Raw genomic sequence first — 14,252 nt, forward strand, 5'->3', positions numbered from 1 at the left:
CTCAGCCGAACCCGCGCTGCAACCAGTCCTGCGCCAGTCCGGCCAGGAAGGCGGCGCCGCGCGGCAGGGCCTTTTCATCGACCATCATCTTCGTCGAGTGGATGCCGCAGCAGTGTTTCCAATCGGCACCGTCTTCCGCGACGCCGAGGAAGAACATCGCGCCGGGCACCTTTTCGAGCACATAGGCGAAATCCTCCGCGCCCATGATCGGGTCCTTGAGCCGCTGGAACGCGGCCTCACCGTAGAGACCTTGGGCCACGCGCTCGCCGAAGTCGACCGCGCGCGGATCGCAAACCGTCACCGGGAAGCCTTCGAGGATCGTCACTTCGCCCTTGAGGCCATGCGCCCCGGCAATCCCGGCGACGAGCACCGGCAGCTCCTCCTTCAGCCGCGCGCGATTGGTCGCCGACAGGGTGCGCATCGTGCCGGTGAGGCGGGCGGTGTCGGGGATCACATTGTGCGCGCTCCCCGCCTCGACTTTGGCGATCGTCACCACCACCGGGTCGAACACGCTGTAGCGGCGCGCGACCATCCTCTGGATGGCCATGACGATCTCGCAGGCGACCGGCACCGGATCGACCGTATCGTGCGGCATCGAGGCATGGCCTCCGCGTCCGGTCACGACGATCCGCAGCTCGTCCGCCGCCGCCATGAGCGGCCCGGCCCGGCCGCCGATCACTCCGTGCGGCGCATTGGGCATGATGTGGAGCGCGAAGGCGGCACCCGGCAGCGGTCGGTCGAAGCCCTCGCCGCCGAGCAAGCCGTCCTCCAGCATGAATCGGGCGCCGTGATGGCCTTCCTCGCCCGGCTGGAACATGAAGCGCACTTCGCCGCGGAGGCTCTTCGCCCGGCTCGCGAGAATCTCCGCCGCCCCTGCCAGCATGGCGACGTGGGTATCGTGCCCGCAGGCGTGCATCGCGCCGGGAACGGTCGAGGCGAAAGCCAGCCCGGTTTCCTCGGGCATCGGCAGGGCGTCGGTATCGCCGCGCAGGAGCACGCTGCCGCCCTCGCCCGCGCCGCCTTTCAGCGTGGCGATCAGGCCGGTGGTCGAGGGCCCCTCGCGCCATTCCAGCGGCAGATGGGCCAGAGCCGCGCGGATCTTGTCACGCGTCTTCGGGTTGTGGAGGCCGATCTCGGGCTCGGCATGAATGGCGCGGCGCAGCGCGACGATGCGGTCGGCAAGGCCGTGGGCCTGCTCGATCAGGGTCTCGGGAGAGGACATACCGGCATGATAGCCCTCGATCCGCGCCTGTCGAGTTTCAGGTAGCCGAATCGGCCACCGGCAGATCGTCTTCCGGATCGGGCGCGATGCTGATCTCGTTGCGGTCGATCTGCTGGAGCGTGCGCCAGGCCATGAGGCCCATGGCCACGTAGGATACTGCACCGCCCAGGGCCACCGCCCAAGCCGCACCGCTCGGGCCGACCGGGAGCAGGAACACCAGCCCGATCGCCAACGCGACCAGCGCGATCAGCCGTGCGACGAGCGAATGACGCGCGCGGCCCGTGGCGTGAAGCACCGGCTCGAAAGCGACGCTCGCGAGGTCGAAGCTGGCCGCCAGGGTAAGCGGCACGAGGATCGCCGCGCCCTGCTCGAAGTCCTCGCCGCCGATGAATTCCAACATCTGCTTGCCCAGCAGCACCGCCACCGTGATCACCACGATCCCGGCGAGACCGGCAATCTTGCTGGTCTGGAGCGCCAGCTTGCGGAACTCCGCCGCCGCCGAGGACACGCGCGCGCGGGCCACTTCGGCATAGACCGAGCGGGTCAGCAGCGAGGACAGCTTGCTCAGCGCCTGCGAAAGCTGCGAGGCGAGGCGGTAGAGACCCGCCGCCTTGGTGCCGACCCAGGCGCCGACGATCAGCAGCGGGCCGTTCCGCATCGCCGCATCGAGCGTGGAGGCAGCGTAAGTCTGCATGAAGAAGCGCGTGACGCCGGGGTTTTCCTCGATCGCCTTGCGCCAGTTGCGCAAGTTCGAGAGGTTCACCGCCTCGGGGCAAAGCCGCCGCGCCATGATCCAGTAGAGCAGGGCTTCGAGGATATCGATCGCCGCCCAGGCGAACAGGAAACGGCCGACGCTCGGCCCGGTCAGCCAGATGACGAGCGAGGCGGCAAGGCGTCCGCTCGGCACGATCGCCTCGACATAGACCGCCATGTCGAAGCGGTTGAGCGCGCGCACGATCCCCGTCGGCGCCGAGACCAGCGCCCAGAGCGAACCGACGCAGAACCAGAAGGCCACGTCCACGAAGTGGGGGTTGAGTTCCAGCTTATGGGCGAACCCGTAGATCAGGACCGCCGCCAGCCCGCAGCCGATCACCGCGCCCACCGCGTCCAGCAGGCCGCAGAGCATGCCGAGACGGCCGAGCTTGCCCCAGTCCTTCTGGTGGACGTGCTCGCTTCCGTAGCGCACCACGACGCGCCAGGTCTGGAAGCTGGCAAGCGCGATCAGCGCCTGCGCCGTCCCGAAGATCAGCGAGAAGTGGCCGAAATCCTTCAGGCCCAGCGATCGCGTCTGGATGGCAAGATAGGCCAGGCCGCAGACGGCGCCGAAGCCCTTGCCACCCAGCAGCCAGGCCGTGTTCTGAATGATCCGCCCTAGCGGAGATTTGCTCTCGCGGCGGTGAAATTTGGCGGACATTGGGGCTGCATGTGAACGAGGGGGACAGGACTTGCAAGCTGTGCAGATGGCGAATGTCCCCATGCTGAACAGTTCTGTCCCCGGCCGATTTGTCGCAGCCGCTCCAGTCCCGCCCTTGCGGTCGCACCTTTTCCTTTTGCCCGGCATTCCCTAGATGCGGGGCGACCTCCCCCTATCGCGAAGCACGAAAGCCATGATCGAACACGCCATTCTCCTCAGCGCCGGCCAGGGCTCGCGCCTGCTTCCGCTCACCGCAGAGCGGCCCAAGTGCATGATCGACTTCTCCGGCAAGTCGCTGATCGAATGGCAGATCGAGATGCTGGCGCGCGGCGGCGTGAAGCGGATCGACGTCGTCACCGGCTTCATGACCGACATGCTGGAAGAGCACCTCAGCGCGATTCACGACCCCCGCGTCGAGATAAACATCCGTTTCAACCCCTTCTTCAAGGTGGCCGACAACCTCGGCTCCTGCTGGATCGCGCGCGAAGCCATGCGCGGGGACTTCCTGATCCTCAACGGCGACACGCTCGTTTCCGAGGATATCGTCCGCAAGGTCCAGCAGGGCGCGACCGATGCGGAGGGCAAGACCTGGCCGATCACCGTCACCGTGGACGTGAAGGCGGAAGGCTATGACAGCGACGACATGAAGGTCGAGCGCGAGGCGGACGGCCGCCTCGTGCATATCGGCAAGACGCTGACGGCGGCACAGTCCAATTCCGAATCGATCGGCTTCCTCGCCTTCCGCGGCGAAGGGGCCGACCTGTTCCGCGAAACCGTCCGCCAGGCGATGCGCACGCCCGAGGGCGTCCAGCACTGGTACCTGAAGGTGATCGATTCGATCGCGCCGACCGGCAAAGTCGGCACCGTCTCAATCGAGGGGCTTGACTGGGCGGAAGTCGACTTCCTCAACGACATCGAGATCGCGACGAAGCTGACCGACACCTGGTGAGAGGGTCCAAGCCGTCCCGGACTCGTTCCGGGACGGCTTGGACCCCGCCGAGGGGGCTTCGACAGGCTCAGCCTGAGCGGTGTTGAAAGCAGGTTTCCGAAATCGTTCAGGCTGAGCGATTATAAAAAAGCAGGTTGCCCGATCCCGCTCAGGCTGAGCCTGTCGAAGCCCCCTCGGCGAGGCACCGCATATCAGGCAAACGCGCCTTTCAACCAAGCCACCAGCCCGGCCAGCTCCTCACCCTCCAACGCAACCGCGTGCCCGAGATCGGGCACCTTGGGCCAGCCGCAGTCGACGAACTCGCGGCCCTGCCACTCGCGCGCGCCTTCGTAGCGGGGGATGACGTGGAAGTGGACGTGAGGGTCCACCATCATCAGCATCAGGTAATTGAGCCGCGCATAGCCGACCGCACCAGTCAGCGCCGCCTCGATCGCGGCGGTGACGGTCTTCAGCTCGGCATGAGCCTCCAAGGGAAGGTCCCCGAAGGCCGTCGCATCGGACTTCGCGGCCAGAACCAGCGAACCCAGCGTCGGCTGCGCGGGCCGGGCGAGCACCACCCAATGCGCGAATTCCGCGACGAGCGTATGCGGATAGCCGAACTTTTCGATCGTCGCGTTCATCGTCGTTTCTCCCTAGAAATCTGTTTGAAAAATGCCCGTTTGGGCATTTTTGGGGCGGCACCGGCCCTCTCCCCCACCCGACCTCCCACGAGTGTATCCTGATGGGAGGTCGGGTGGGGGAGAGGGCCGGTGCCGCCATAATCCGCCTGCGGCGGATTATTAAACAGCCACGTCCGAGAGCCAGGACGTGATCGTACCGCCCTGCGCACGCACGATCCATGCCTGAACCAGCCGCACCGCATGGATGAGGCATGAAATCGCCGTCCACCACGCCACCGCGATCAGGCCGAGGTCGGGGCGCGCGAACAGCGTCGCCACGAACAGGATCACCATGTTCGGGTTGCGGCGCGCGGTGATGAGGCGGAACTGGCTGTCGAACTTGCGCCAGACGTGGATGTGCATCAACCCGTTCTGCTTCATGAACAGGCCCTCGATCAGACGCTGCACGATATAGCCGCCCTGAATCGCGCCCTGCACCCACCAGAACGTGGTCTGGTCATAGGCGAGGCCCCATGTCGCGAGGCCCGTCGCCCAGAACCACCACCAGAACGGCGGATGGACGAGGTCCATGCCGTGATCGGCGACATTGCCCCATTCCGAAGAGGTGATCGTGCAGCGCGCCAGCTTGCCGTCCACGGTGTCGAGCACCATGAAGACCAGACCCAGCGCCATGCCCAGCCAGTAATGGCCGTAAGCGAAGAGCACGGTGGCGGCGACGCAGAACACCGCGCCCACGGCGGTCACCATGTTCGGGGTGATATGCAGCTTCGCGCAGATCCGCGTCAGCACCAGCGCCCATTCGGGCCAGAGGTACTTGGTCAGCACGTCGGTCACGCCCTTGTAGGCGCCGAAATAGCTCGCGCGCTCGATGGTGCGGACGCTCTGCGGCGTCAGCGCCATGAGGAACGGCGTCTCGCGCTTGCGCAGTTGTTTGTTCTCGATCGTCGGGCCGCTCTCGTAGGCGACGATCTCAAGACCGGCGCTACCTGAAAGCGCCGTCCCAGCATTCATGGCCTCGGCGATTCGGGCGGCCTGAACGCCGTCGGCCGCATGTGCCAGGGCGGGAATGCCGCCCAGCGTCAGGACCATGCCGGGATGCGATGTGACGTATTTGAACCAGGCCGGATCCCACGCAAAAGCAGCGTTCGAGAGGATGGCAGGGCCTTGGGCGGCGATCGCGGCGCCCTCCGCAGCGGCAGGGGCGCCATTGGCGCGGGCGATCCGCGCCACGCGCTCGGCCATCGTCAAACCCCAGAGCTTGACGGGGTTCGCGCCGAGAGTGAGCACGGGGGGAAGCTTGTCTTGTTCGACCATGATTCGGGCCGTAATCCGTCCCCTTGCCCGAGGCAACTTCGCGACTTGCGGAAAATGCTATCGATTTTGCCGGTCTTGCAAGTGGCGCAAAAGCGCCATACAACTGTAACCTTAATGTGTCAGTGCATGTTTCCTGATGATTTTCCCATGCGGCATCCCTACATAGGGGCCCGTGTACGGAACCATTTACGAATTCGAAACGCTGCCGACCTTCGGTGAGCAAGGCAAGCGCAAGGCCACCGGCCCTGTGCGCGTGGCCCGTCGTGGCCGTGCCGTTCCCCTCGTCGGCATCATCCGCAATCCGCGCAGCCATCGCAACAAGGGCCACGCGCCCGAGATGGAAGATTGCTCCAACATCCTGACCGAAACCCCGCGCACCCGCGCGGAGCTGTTCGGCGTGCTTGACGGCTTCGCGCGTCGCGGCATCGACTACCTGGTGGTCGATGGCGGCGACGGCACCGTCCGCGATGTGCTGACCTGCGGCGCCGATATCTTCGGCGACCAGTGGCCCACCTTCATCGTCCTGCCCAAGGGCAAGACCAACGCGCTCGCCATCGACATCGGCCTTCCGACCCACTGGTCACTGGCCGAGGCACTGGCCGCCGCGCACAAGGGCAAGACCGTGAACCGCCGTCCGCTGCGCATCTCGTCGCAGGATCGCGGCAGCGGCTGCGTGCAGGGCTTCATCCTCGGCACCGGCGCCTTCTCGCTGGCCACCGAAGCCGGACAGGAAGCCCATCGCCGCGGCGCCTTCAACAGCTTCGCGGTCGGCCTGAGCGTGCTCTGGGGCATCATCCAGACCCTGTTCGGCCGCACCGGCAACCCCTGGCGTTCCTGCACCCCGATGCGCCTGATCGACCGTCACACCGGTCGCGACCTGCCCTACGCAGGCCCCGGCAATGCCGACGAGCGCTTCATGGCCGTCGCCACCACCTTCGAGAAGTTCCCGCTCGGCGCCCGCCCCTTCGGCCGCGACGTCGCGCCGGGCATGAAGCTGGGCGTGATCGACTGGCCGGTGCGCTGGATCGTCGCGCTACTGCCCGCGATCCTGTTCGGCCTGACCGGCAAGTTCCTCGAACGCCGCGGCACCCACCGCCTGAGCGCCAGCGCAGTCGACCTCGAACTCGGCGGCTCGTTCATCCTCGACGGCGAGGCTTTCCCCGGCGGCAACTATGTCCTCGAAGAAGGTCCGCAGCTGACCTTCGTGGTTCCCTAAGCTTTTCCGGCATTTTTCAGACCACTGCACCGGCGCGCTTGATTTCGCGCGGCCGGTGCCCGAGCATATCCCTATGACCCAAGACCTCGAAGGGCGCGTGAACCAGGCGCTTCAGCGCACCGTCGTGCCCGAAGTCCGCGCCTTTGCGGAGCGGCTAGCGTTAGCTGCCGGAAACGCCGTGGCGGTGCTGTTCTACGGCTCGAACTTGCGCACCGGCTCGCTGGAGGGGGTGCTGGACTTCTACGTCCTCACCGAGGGCCCGCAAGTCGAGAAGATCTGGCCGCGCGTCAGCTATCACGAATGGACCCGCGAAGGCGTGCCCCTGCGCGCCAAAGTCGCGACGATGGCGCTGGAGACCTTCCGCGCCGCTGCTGCCGGCGAACTGCTCGATACCACGATCTGGGCGCGGTTCGTCCAGCCGAGCGGGCTGGCCTGGCAGCGGGACGCAGCCGCGCTCGCCCCGGTTGCCGCCGCCGTTTCCGGCGCCGCCCGCACTGCCGCGCGGCTCGCCGTCGCGCTCGGTGCCGAGACCGGCACTGCCGAGGACTACTGGCGCGCGCTGTTCCGCGCGACTTACGCCGCCGAGTTCCGGGTGGAGAAGGCAGGCCGCGAGGATTCGATCCTCTCCGTGAACCGCGAGCATTTCGACGGCCTGCTGCCGCTGGCGCTCGCCGCCGACGATATCCGCTTCGAGCGCCTGCCAAACGGCACGCTGCGCCCGCAGCTTTCCCCGCGCGACCGCAGCCGCACGCTGGACTGGTGGAAGCGCCGCCAACGGCTCGGCAAACCCTACAACGTGCTGCGCCTGCTCAAGGCCTCGACGACGTTCGAAGGCGCCGCGCGCTATGCCGCCTGGAAGATCGAGCGCCACACGGGGGTTCCAGTGGCGATAACCCCCTGGCGCGAGCGCCATCCGGTGCTTTCCGCTCCCGGCGTGCTCTGGCACGTCTGGCGCGCGAAAAAGGCCATGGAGCGGAAGCCCGCATGACTTCTCCGACACCCTCGGCCCTGATTCTCGCAGGCTCGCGCCCCGGTGCGCCCGATCCGGTCGCCGCGGCGGAAGGCCTCAGCCACAAGGCGCTGGTCGAACTGGAGGGCAAGCCGATGCTCGCCCATGTCGTGGAGGCCCTGCGCGATGCCAGGATCGCGCGGCTTGCGGTCGTCGCCAGTGATCCGGCGGTCGTCGCGCTGGCCGAGCTGCTCGGCTGCGAGACCGTTCCCGCCGAGGCCGGACCCAGCGCCAGCGTCGCGGCGGGCTTTGCCCTGCTCGGCGCGCCGATGCTGGTCACGACCTCCGACCATGCCCTGCTGCGCGGCCAGTGGGTGCGCGATTTCCTGAGCGATACGCCCGAGGACGCCGACGTTTCCGTGCTGCTGGCCCGGCGCGAGGCGATCGAGACGGCGATGCCGGGATCGCGGCGCACCTACTTGCGCTTCGCCGACGGCCACTGGTCCGGCTGCAACCTGTTCCTGCTGAAGACACCCCGCGCCGAGGCCGCGATCGAGACCTGGAAGCTGGTCGAAGCCGACCGCAAGCGCCCCTGGCGCATCGCCGCGCGGCTGGGTCTCGGCATGTTGGCGAGCTATGCGTTCGGCCGCCTCACCCTCTCCTCCGCACTGGCAAGGCTGGGCGCGAAGATCGGTGTCGCCGCCCGCCTCGTCGCCGCACGAGACGGGCTGGCGGCAGTCGATGTGGACAAGCCCTCGGACCTCGTGGACGCCCGCACGATTCTGGCAGAGCGCCGCGAGAACCCGCCCGAGGCATGACGGCAGGCCCGGCGGTAAACCGGGCAGTCCGACTTACATGTATCGCATCTGGATGCGGATCGACTTCACTTCCTTGCCCACCGGCACACCGACCTTGGTGTAGCTCGGCTTGCCGAGGTTGAAGATGTTGATCGAGGGGTTGTTCGACATCGCCCCGCCGTCCGAGCCAAGGTCGGTCTTGCCGTTCCCGTTCACATCGTGACGGACGGCGATGCCGTAAGTGCCCGAGGTGGGAACCGGCACGCAGAAGGTCATCGTCCCGGCCTTGGCAGGCGCCTCGATCCGCTTCAGCCACTTGCCCTTGGCGAGCCATTCCGCCGAAGTGGCGCGGTAGGACTGGACGCGCATGCGCCCCTCGGACGACTTGATCCCGTCCACGGTAACCATGATCGCCGGTCCGCCGCCGGAGCGGCACTGGCTCATGTCGTTGCGGATTTCCTCGCGATATTCAGCGGCCGCCGGGACCGAAACCGCCAGCGCGGCAAGCCCGGTCGCGACTACCACGGGCACCTTGGGGAACTTCAACATCATCTCCGGTTCCATCATGCGGACACGGGCGACAGGCCCATGAAATATCTGGCGCCGCACTGCCATCGAGGCCGTGAATGCACTCTGAATTGGCAATTCACAATGGCTCAACCGCCCGCCCGTTCCGGCCCCTCGGCGCAATTGTACGGCTTACGCCATATGGCGTGTGGAAAACGGCGGCGACGCGCTTGTACCCCCAATATCTGGTGCCCTATCCTTCGCATCGAGGAGTACCGTTCTTTACCATGACCACGCCGCTGATCTCGCCCTCCATCCTGTCCGCCGACTTCGCCCGCCTGGGTGAGGAAGTCCGCGCGATCGACGAAGCCGGAGCCGACTGGATCCACGTCGACGTCATGGACGGCCACTTCGTGCCCAACATCACCATCGGCCCCGCCGTGGTGAAGGCGCTGCGCCCCCATTCGGCCAAAGTCTTCGATGTCCACCTGATGATCTCCCCGGTCGACGCCTATCTCGAAGCCTTCGCCGAAGCCGGCGCGGACTACATCACCGTTCATCCCGAGGCCGGTCCCCACGTCCACCGCACGGTGCAGACGATCCGCAATCTCGGCAAGAAGGCGGGCATTTCGCTCAACCCCGCCACCCCGGCCAAGATGCTGGACTACCTGATCGACGAGATCGACCTGGTCCTGATCATGAGCGTGAACCCCGGCTTCGGCGGCCAGAGCTTCATTTCCAGCCAGCTTCGCAAGATCGAGGCCGTGCGCAAGATGATCGACAAGTCGGGCCGCGACATCCGCCTCGAAGTGGACGGCGGCGTCGATGCCAAGACCGCGCCGCTCTGCGTGGCGGCGGGCGCCGACGTGCTGGTGGCCGGTTCCGCGACCTTCCGCGGCGGCCCTTCGCAATATGCCGCCAATATCCGCGCCCTGAAGGGCATCGTTTGAAACGAGAGGGCCTGAAACGATGAAGCTGGACGCCCATCCGCGTTTCCCGATCGGGAACCCCGGCGGGCATCCGGCGATTCCTGCGGAGGATGAATCACCGAACGGGAGCGAGGAGGCTGCCTTGAATCAAAGCGTTAGCGGATCTTCGGCCCTCCAGAGCGCAGCCGTTCGCGCGACCGAACCCGATGTGACCGACATCACCGCTTTCGCGCCCGATCTCCACGATTCCGGCTTCCACGATGCCGACTTCCTGCCCCCCCGCGCGGAGCCGCAAGTCGAGATCGCCCAGATCGACGGTGGCCGCGCGCTGGCGCTCGCCGATTTCTCCGCCCCTTCGGTCGGCGCGGGCGAGCGGCTGATCCGCTTCGCCTATCGGCTCGGCATTCCCGGCTCGATGCTCTCGGCGCCGATGGGCAAGAAGGCCCGCACCCGCCTGCTCGCCACGGTGAACAACACCCTGCCCGGCCATGCCGCCGCCGGGACGGCCCTGCGCGCCGGGCACTTCCTGATCCACGGGGCGAAGACCCCGATCGCCCAGGTCGACTATGCCGGGCCTTCCCGCGTGACTCCGCCGCTGGAGCGCGTGGTCCACAGCTTCTCCTGGCTCACCGACCTCGAAGCCTGCGCCCCGCGCGAACAGGGCGTCGGCGTCGCCGAGCGTATCCTCACCGCCTGGCTCCAGGCCAATCCCAAGCCCCCCGCCAAGCCCGGCAAGGGCCCGGCCTGGGATGTCGGCAATACCGGCGCGCGGTTGATGAACTGGCTGGCCCATGCCCCGCTGATCCTCTCGGGCGAGAAGGCACTGCGCAACCGCACCCTCGCCCACATTTCCGAGACCGCCCGCTGGCTGGACCGCCATGTCGGCCGCGCCGAGGACGAACTGGCCACCGTCGCTGGATGGAGCGCCATCGTCGCTGCCGGACTGCTGCTGCCCGAAGGTCGCCCGCGCCGCCTCTACGGCGAGGCCGGACTCATCAAGGCGCTGGGCGAGCTGATCGGCGACGACGGCGGCGTGCTTTCGCGCAGTCCGCTCGCGCAGATGGAAGCGATCGCGCTGCTGGTGCGGCTGCGCAATTGCTACCACGCCACCCGCCGCGACGCGCCCAAGGCGGTCGAGCGGGTAATCGAGCTGCTGGTCCCGCCGCTGCTTGCCCTCACCCACGGCGACGGTTCGCTGGGTTCCTGGCAGGGCGGTTGGGCGGTGAGCGGCGAGGATGTCGATGCCCTCGTCAAGGCGACCGGCGTGCGCACCCGACCGCTGCGCGACGTGCGCCAGTGGGGCTACCAGCGCGTGCTCTCGCACAAGACGATCCTCCAGTTCGACACCGCCCCGCCGCCGCTGCCCGCCCATGCGCGCTACGGCTGCGCTTCCACGCTGGCCTTCGAGATGTCGCATTCCGGCCACCGGCTGGTGGTCAACTGCGGCGGCTCGGCCAGCGGCGGCGGCCTCGTGCCCGTCCGCCTCGAACAGGGGCTGCGCGCCACCGCCGCCCATTCGACGCTGACGCTCGACGATGCCAATTCCACCGCCGTCCTCATCAACGGCGCGATCGGCGGCGGCGTCAGCGAAGTCGATATCGACCGCAAGACGCTGGTGCAGGAAAACGGCGGCAACGCCACCCGGATCGAGGCCAGCCACAACGGCTACGAGGCGCGCTACGGCCTCACCCACCGCCGCATCCTGATCCTGCGCGACGACGGCAGCGAACTGCGCGGCGAGGACGTGCTGATCCCCGCCGGGCGCAAGGGCCATCGCGGCAAGGTCGGCTTCGCGATCCGCTTCCACCTCGGCGCCGATGTGGAAGTGCTGCTCACCGAGGACGGACAGGGCGCGGGCATGGCGCTGCCCGACGGCAGCCTCTGGCAGTTCCGCAGCAGCGCAGGCGAAGTGACGCTGGAGGATTCGCTCTGGGTGGACGGACAGGGCCGCCCGCAGGCGACCCAGCAGCTCGTGATCCAGGGACTCGTCTCGCGCGGAGGCGGTAATTTCGGGTGGCTTATCAAGAAAATGGGGTGAAATGCCGCGACGAGCCCCATGGCTTGTGGCACCCTGACCTTGCGGCTTGGACCATGGCGACCTAGAGGGCGCGCAAAATCCCTCTCCGCACGTTCCAGAACGAGGCCGTTTTCATGACCGATACCGTCCAGATCCGCCGCGCATTGCTTTCGGTTTCCGACAAGACCGGCCTCGCCGATCTGGGCAAGGCCCTTGCCGCGCGCGGTGTCGAACTGGTCTCGACCGGCGGCACCGCCAAGGCGCTGCGCGACGCCGGTCTTGAGGTGAAGGACATTTCGGACCTCACCGATTTCCCCGAAATGATGGACGGCCGCGTCAAGACGCTGCACCCCAAGGTCCACGGCGGCCTGCTGGCCGTGCGCGACAACCCGGAACACGCCAAGGCCATGGCCGATCACGAGATCGGCGCGATCGACCTCGTCGTCGTCAATCTCTATCCCTTCGAAGCGACCGTCGCCAAGGGCGCCGACCGTGACGAGATCATCGAGAACATCGACATCGGCGGCCCGTCGATGGTGCGCTCGGCCGCGAAGAACCACGCCTTCGTTGCCATCGTCACCGATCCCAAGGACTATGCGGGCCTGCTCTCCGAACTGGAGACGACCGACGGCGGCACCACCCTCGCCTTCCGCAAGCTGCTGGCCGCACGCGCCTATGCGCAGACCGCCGCTTACGATTCGATGATCTCGCAGTGGTTCGCCTTCGCCGATCAGGGCCTTGAGTTCCCCGAGATGCTCAGCGTCAACGGCCGCCTCGCCACCACGCTACGCTATGGCGAGAACCCGCATCAGAAGGCCGCGCTCTATACGCCGGTCGGCCCGTTCACCAAGGGCCTGGCCCAGGGCGAGCAGGTGCAGGGCAAGGAACTGTCCTACAACAACTACAACGACGCGGACGCCGCCTTCGAACTCGCTGCCGAGTTCAAGGGCCAGGACCCGGCCGTGGTCATCGTCAAGCACGCCAATCCCTGCGGCGTGGCGCAGGGCTCCAGCCTGCTGGAAGCCTGGCAGGGCGCGCTGGCCTGTGACGACGTTTCGGCCTTCGGCGGCATCGTGGCGGTGAACACCACGCTCGACGGCCCGACCGCCGAAGCGATCTGCCAGATCTTCACCGAAGTCGTCGTCGCCCCCGACGCCGACGAGGAAGCCCGCGCCTTCTTCGCCAAGAAGAAGAACCTGCGCCTGCTGCTGACCGGTAGCCTCCCCGATCCGCGCCGCCCCGGCCTGACCGTGAAGCCGATCACCGGCGGCCTGCTGGTGCAGGGCCGCGATGCCGGTGCCATCGGCCTCGATGACCTCAAGGTCGTCACCAAGCGCGCGCCGACCGAACAGGAACTGAAGGACTGCCTGTTCGCCTGGACCGTGGCCCGCCACGTCAAGTCGAACGCGATCGTCTATGCCAAGGACGGCGTCACCGCCGGGATCGGTGCGGGCCAGATGAACCGCCGCGATTCCTCGCGCATCGCCGCGATGAAGGCTGCCGAAGCTGCAGAGAAGTTCGGCTGGGCGCAGGCACGGACGGTCGGCTCGGCGGTCGCTTCCGATGCGTTCTTCCCCTTCGCCGACGGCCTGCTGGCCGCTGCCGAGGCAGGCGCCACCGCGGTGATCCAGCCGGGCGGCTCGATCCGTGACGACGAAGTCATCGCCGCCGCCGACGAGGCCGGTCTGGCAATGGTCTTCACCGGCATGCGCCACTTCAAGCACTGAGGCCCATAGCCTTTTGCAACCAGACCCGACGAAGCGAAGGAGACGGATATGTGGCTGATGTGGCTGGGACCGCTCGTCACCGTCGCCTTCCTCGTCGGGCTGGCGACGGCAGCGGTGCTGGTGCGCCTCGGCCGCATCCGCAAGCCGCATCATGTGATTGGCGCGCTGGCGCTTCCCTTTGGTTGCGCAGCGCTGCCGGTGGCGGGTCTCGCAGTCATTTCGGTTGCCTCCGCGCTGCTCGCGGGCACGGCTCATTGACCGAATTGTGACGGTTCCACCGCTCCATCGCTGAGAATCAACGCTTCGTCGCAGAACGGGGCGCGGCTCGTCGCCATTCACTGGACGGCAAGGCGATTCGCTCCAAGTGAGCGCCACGCAATCGTACCACACCAACAGAGCTGATTTTCGTCATGGGACTCTTCAAGGCCGACTTTTACCGCTTCTTCGCTCTCGGCTTCGCCGGTGGTGCGCTGCTGGTGCTCGGCGTGATGGGTATTGGCACGCATTCGATCGGCAATGGCATCGTGCCGCCTGCCGAGGCTGCCGCGCAAGTCGACTGACCCGGACGGCCGGTCGGGCCGCCCTTCCAGC

At 67.2% G+C, this 14,252-nt stretch carries 14 protein-coding genes; 9 read left to right on the forward strand and 5 right to left on the reverse strand.

Annotation, left to right across the window (positions count from 1 at the left end; all coding sequences use genetic code 11):
• Position 1: 1 nt before the first annotated feature.
• Both ACZ1II_RS22995 and ACZ1II_RS23000 read right to left on the reverse strand, forming a co-directional pair.
• Positions 2–1,222: a M20 metallopeptidase family protein gene (locus tag ACZ1II_RS22995; protein ID WP_465145852.1), complete on the reverse strand. Its 1,221-nt coding sequence runs from the start codon at positions 1,220–1,222 to the stop codon at positions 2–4.
• A gap of 37 nt (positions 1,223–1,259) precedes the next feature.
• On the reverse strand, positions 1,260–2,636 hold the full coding sequence (locus ACZ1II_RS23000) for a lipopolysaccharide biosynthesis protein (protein ID WP_465145853.1): 1,377 nt from the start codon (positions 2,634–2,636) through the stop codon (positions 1,260–1,262).
• A 193-nt stretch (positions 2,637–2,829) separates the two neighbouring features.
• Here ACZ1II_RS23000 and ACZ1II_RS23005 point away from each other — a divergent pair, with 193 nt between their 5' ends.
• On the forward strand, positions 2,830–3,585 hold the full coding sequence (locus ACZ1II_RS23005) for a phosphocholine cytidylyltransferase family protein (protein WP_465145854.1): 756 nt from the start codon (positions 2,830–2,832) through the stop codon (positions 3,583–3,585).
• 191 nt (positions 3,586–3,776) lie between these two features.
• On the opposite strand, the gene ACZ1II_RS23010 is transcribed toward ACZ1II_RS23005, so the two are convergent.
• Both ACZ1II_RS23010 and ACZ1II_RS23015 read right to left on the reverse strand, forming a co-directional pair.
• Positions 3,777–4,205, reverse strand: coding sequence for an HIT family protein (locus tag ACZ1II_RS23010; RefSeq protein WP_465145855.1), 429 nt, complete (start codon positions 4,203–4,205; stop codon positions 3,777–3,779).
• Between the two features lie 159 nt (positions 4,206–4,364).
• Complete coding sequence (locus tag ACZ1II_RS23015; protein WP_465145856.1) at positions 4,365–5,519, reverse strand: CDP-alcohol phosphatidyltransferase family protein; 1,155 nt, start codon at positions 5,517–5,519, stop codon at positions 4,365–4,367.
• Between the two features lie 172 nt (positions 5,520–5,691).
• Here ACZ1II_RS23015 and ACZ1II_RS23020 point away from each other — a divergent pair, with 172 nt between their 5' ends.
• The 3 genes from ACZ1II_RS23020 (at position 5,692) to ACZ1II_RS23030 (ending at position 8,502) form a co-directional block, all read left to right on the forward strand.
• Entirely contained in the window at positions 5,692–6,735 is a 1,044-nt protein-coding gene (locus ACZ1II_RS23020; RefSeq protein WP_465145857.1) for a diacylglycerol/lipid kinase family protein, read from the forward strand.
• Between the two features lie 73 nt (positions 6,736–6,808).
• Positions 6,809–7,723 (forward strand): hypothetical protein, encoded by a 915-nt coding sequence (locus ACZ1II_RS23025; protein ID WP_465145858.1) that lies wholly within the window; start codon positions 6,809–6,811, stop codon positions 7,721–7,723.
• Positions 7,720–8,502 carry a nucleotidyltransferase family protein gene (locus tag ACZ1II_RS23030; protein ID WP_465145859.1) on the forward strand — a complete coding sequence of 261 codons (783 nt, stop codon included), beginning with the start codon at positions 7,720–7,722 and terminating at the stop codon, positions 8,500–8,502. Before ACZ1II_RS23025 ends, ACZ1II_RS23030 begins: the two co-directional genes overlap by 4 nt.
• A gap of 33 nt (positions 8,503–8,535) precedes the next feature.
• Here the strand turns inward: ACZ1II_RS23030 and ACZ1II_RS23035 are convergent, their stop codons facing one another.
• A complete protein-coding gene (locus tag ACZ1II_RS23035) occupies positions 8,536–9,033 on the reverse strand; it encodes a DUF2141 domain-containing protein (protein WP_465145860.1) in 498 nt (165 codons plus the stop codon).
• A 242-nt stretch (positions 9,034–9,275) separates the two neighbouring features.
• Between ACZ1II_RS23035 and rpe the strand changes: the two genes are divergently transcribed.
• The 5 genes from rpe to ACZ1II_RS23060 all read left to right on the forward strand — a co-directional run bounded on the left by rpe (position 9,276) and on the right by ACZ1II_RS23060 (position 14,221).
• A complete protein-coding gene (gene rpe / locus ACZ1II_RS23040) occupies positions 9,276–9,938 on the forward strand; it encodes a ribulose-phosphate 3-epimerase (protein ID WP_465145861.1) in 663 nt (220 codons plus the stop codon).
• Between the two features lie 19 nt (positions 9,939–9,957).
• On the forward strand, positions 9,958–11,955 hold the full coding sequence (locus tag ACZ1II_RS23045; RefSeq protein WP_465145862.1) for a heparinase II/III family protein: 1,998 nt from the start codon (positions 9,958–9,960) through the stop codon (positions 11,953–11,955).
• Between the two features lie 113 nt (positions 11,956–12,068).
• Positions 12,069–13,661 (forward strand): bifunctional phosphoribosylaminoimidazolecarboxamide formyltransferase/IMP cyclohydrolase, encoded by a 1,593-nt coding sequence (gene purH, locus ACZ1II_RS23050; RefSeq protein WP_465145863.1) that lies wholly within the window; start codon positions 12,069–12,071, stop codon positions 13,659–13,661.
• 48 nt (positions 13,662–13,709) lie between these two features.
• Positions 13,710–13,919 (forward strand): hypothetical protein, encoded by a 210-nt coding sequence (locus ACZ1II_RS23055; protein ID WP_465145864.1) that lies wholly within the window; start codon positions 13,710–13,712, stop codon positions 13,917–13,919.
• Positions 13,920–14,071: 152 nt separating this feature from the next.
• Positions 14,072–14,221 carry a hypothetical protein gene (locus tag ACZ1II_RS23060; protein ID WP_465145865.1) on the forward strand — a complete coding sequence of 50 codons (150 nt, stop codon included), beginning with the start codon at positions 14,072–14,074 and terminating at the stop codon, positions 14,219–14,221.
• Positions 14,222–14,252: the final 31 nt, after the last annotated feature.

It is taken from the genome of Novosphingobium sp. BL-S-20, assembly GCF_055521635.1.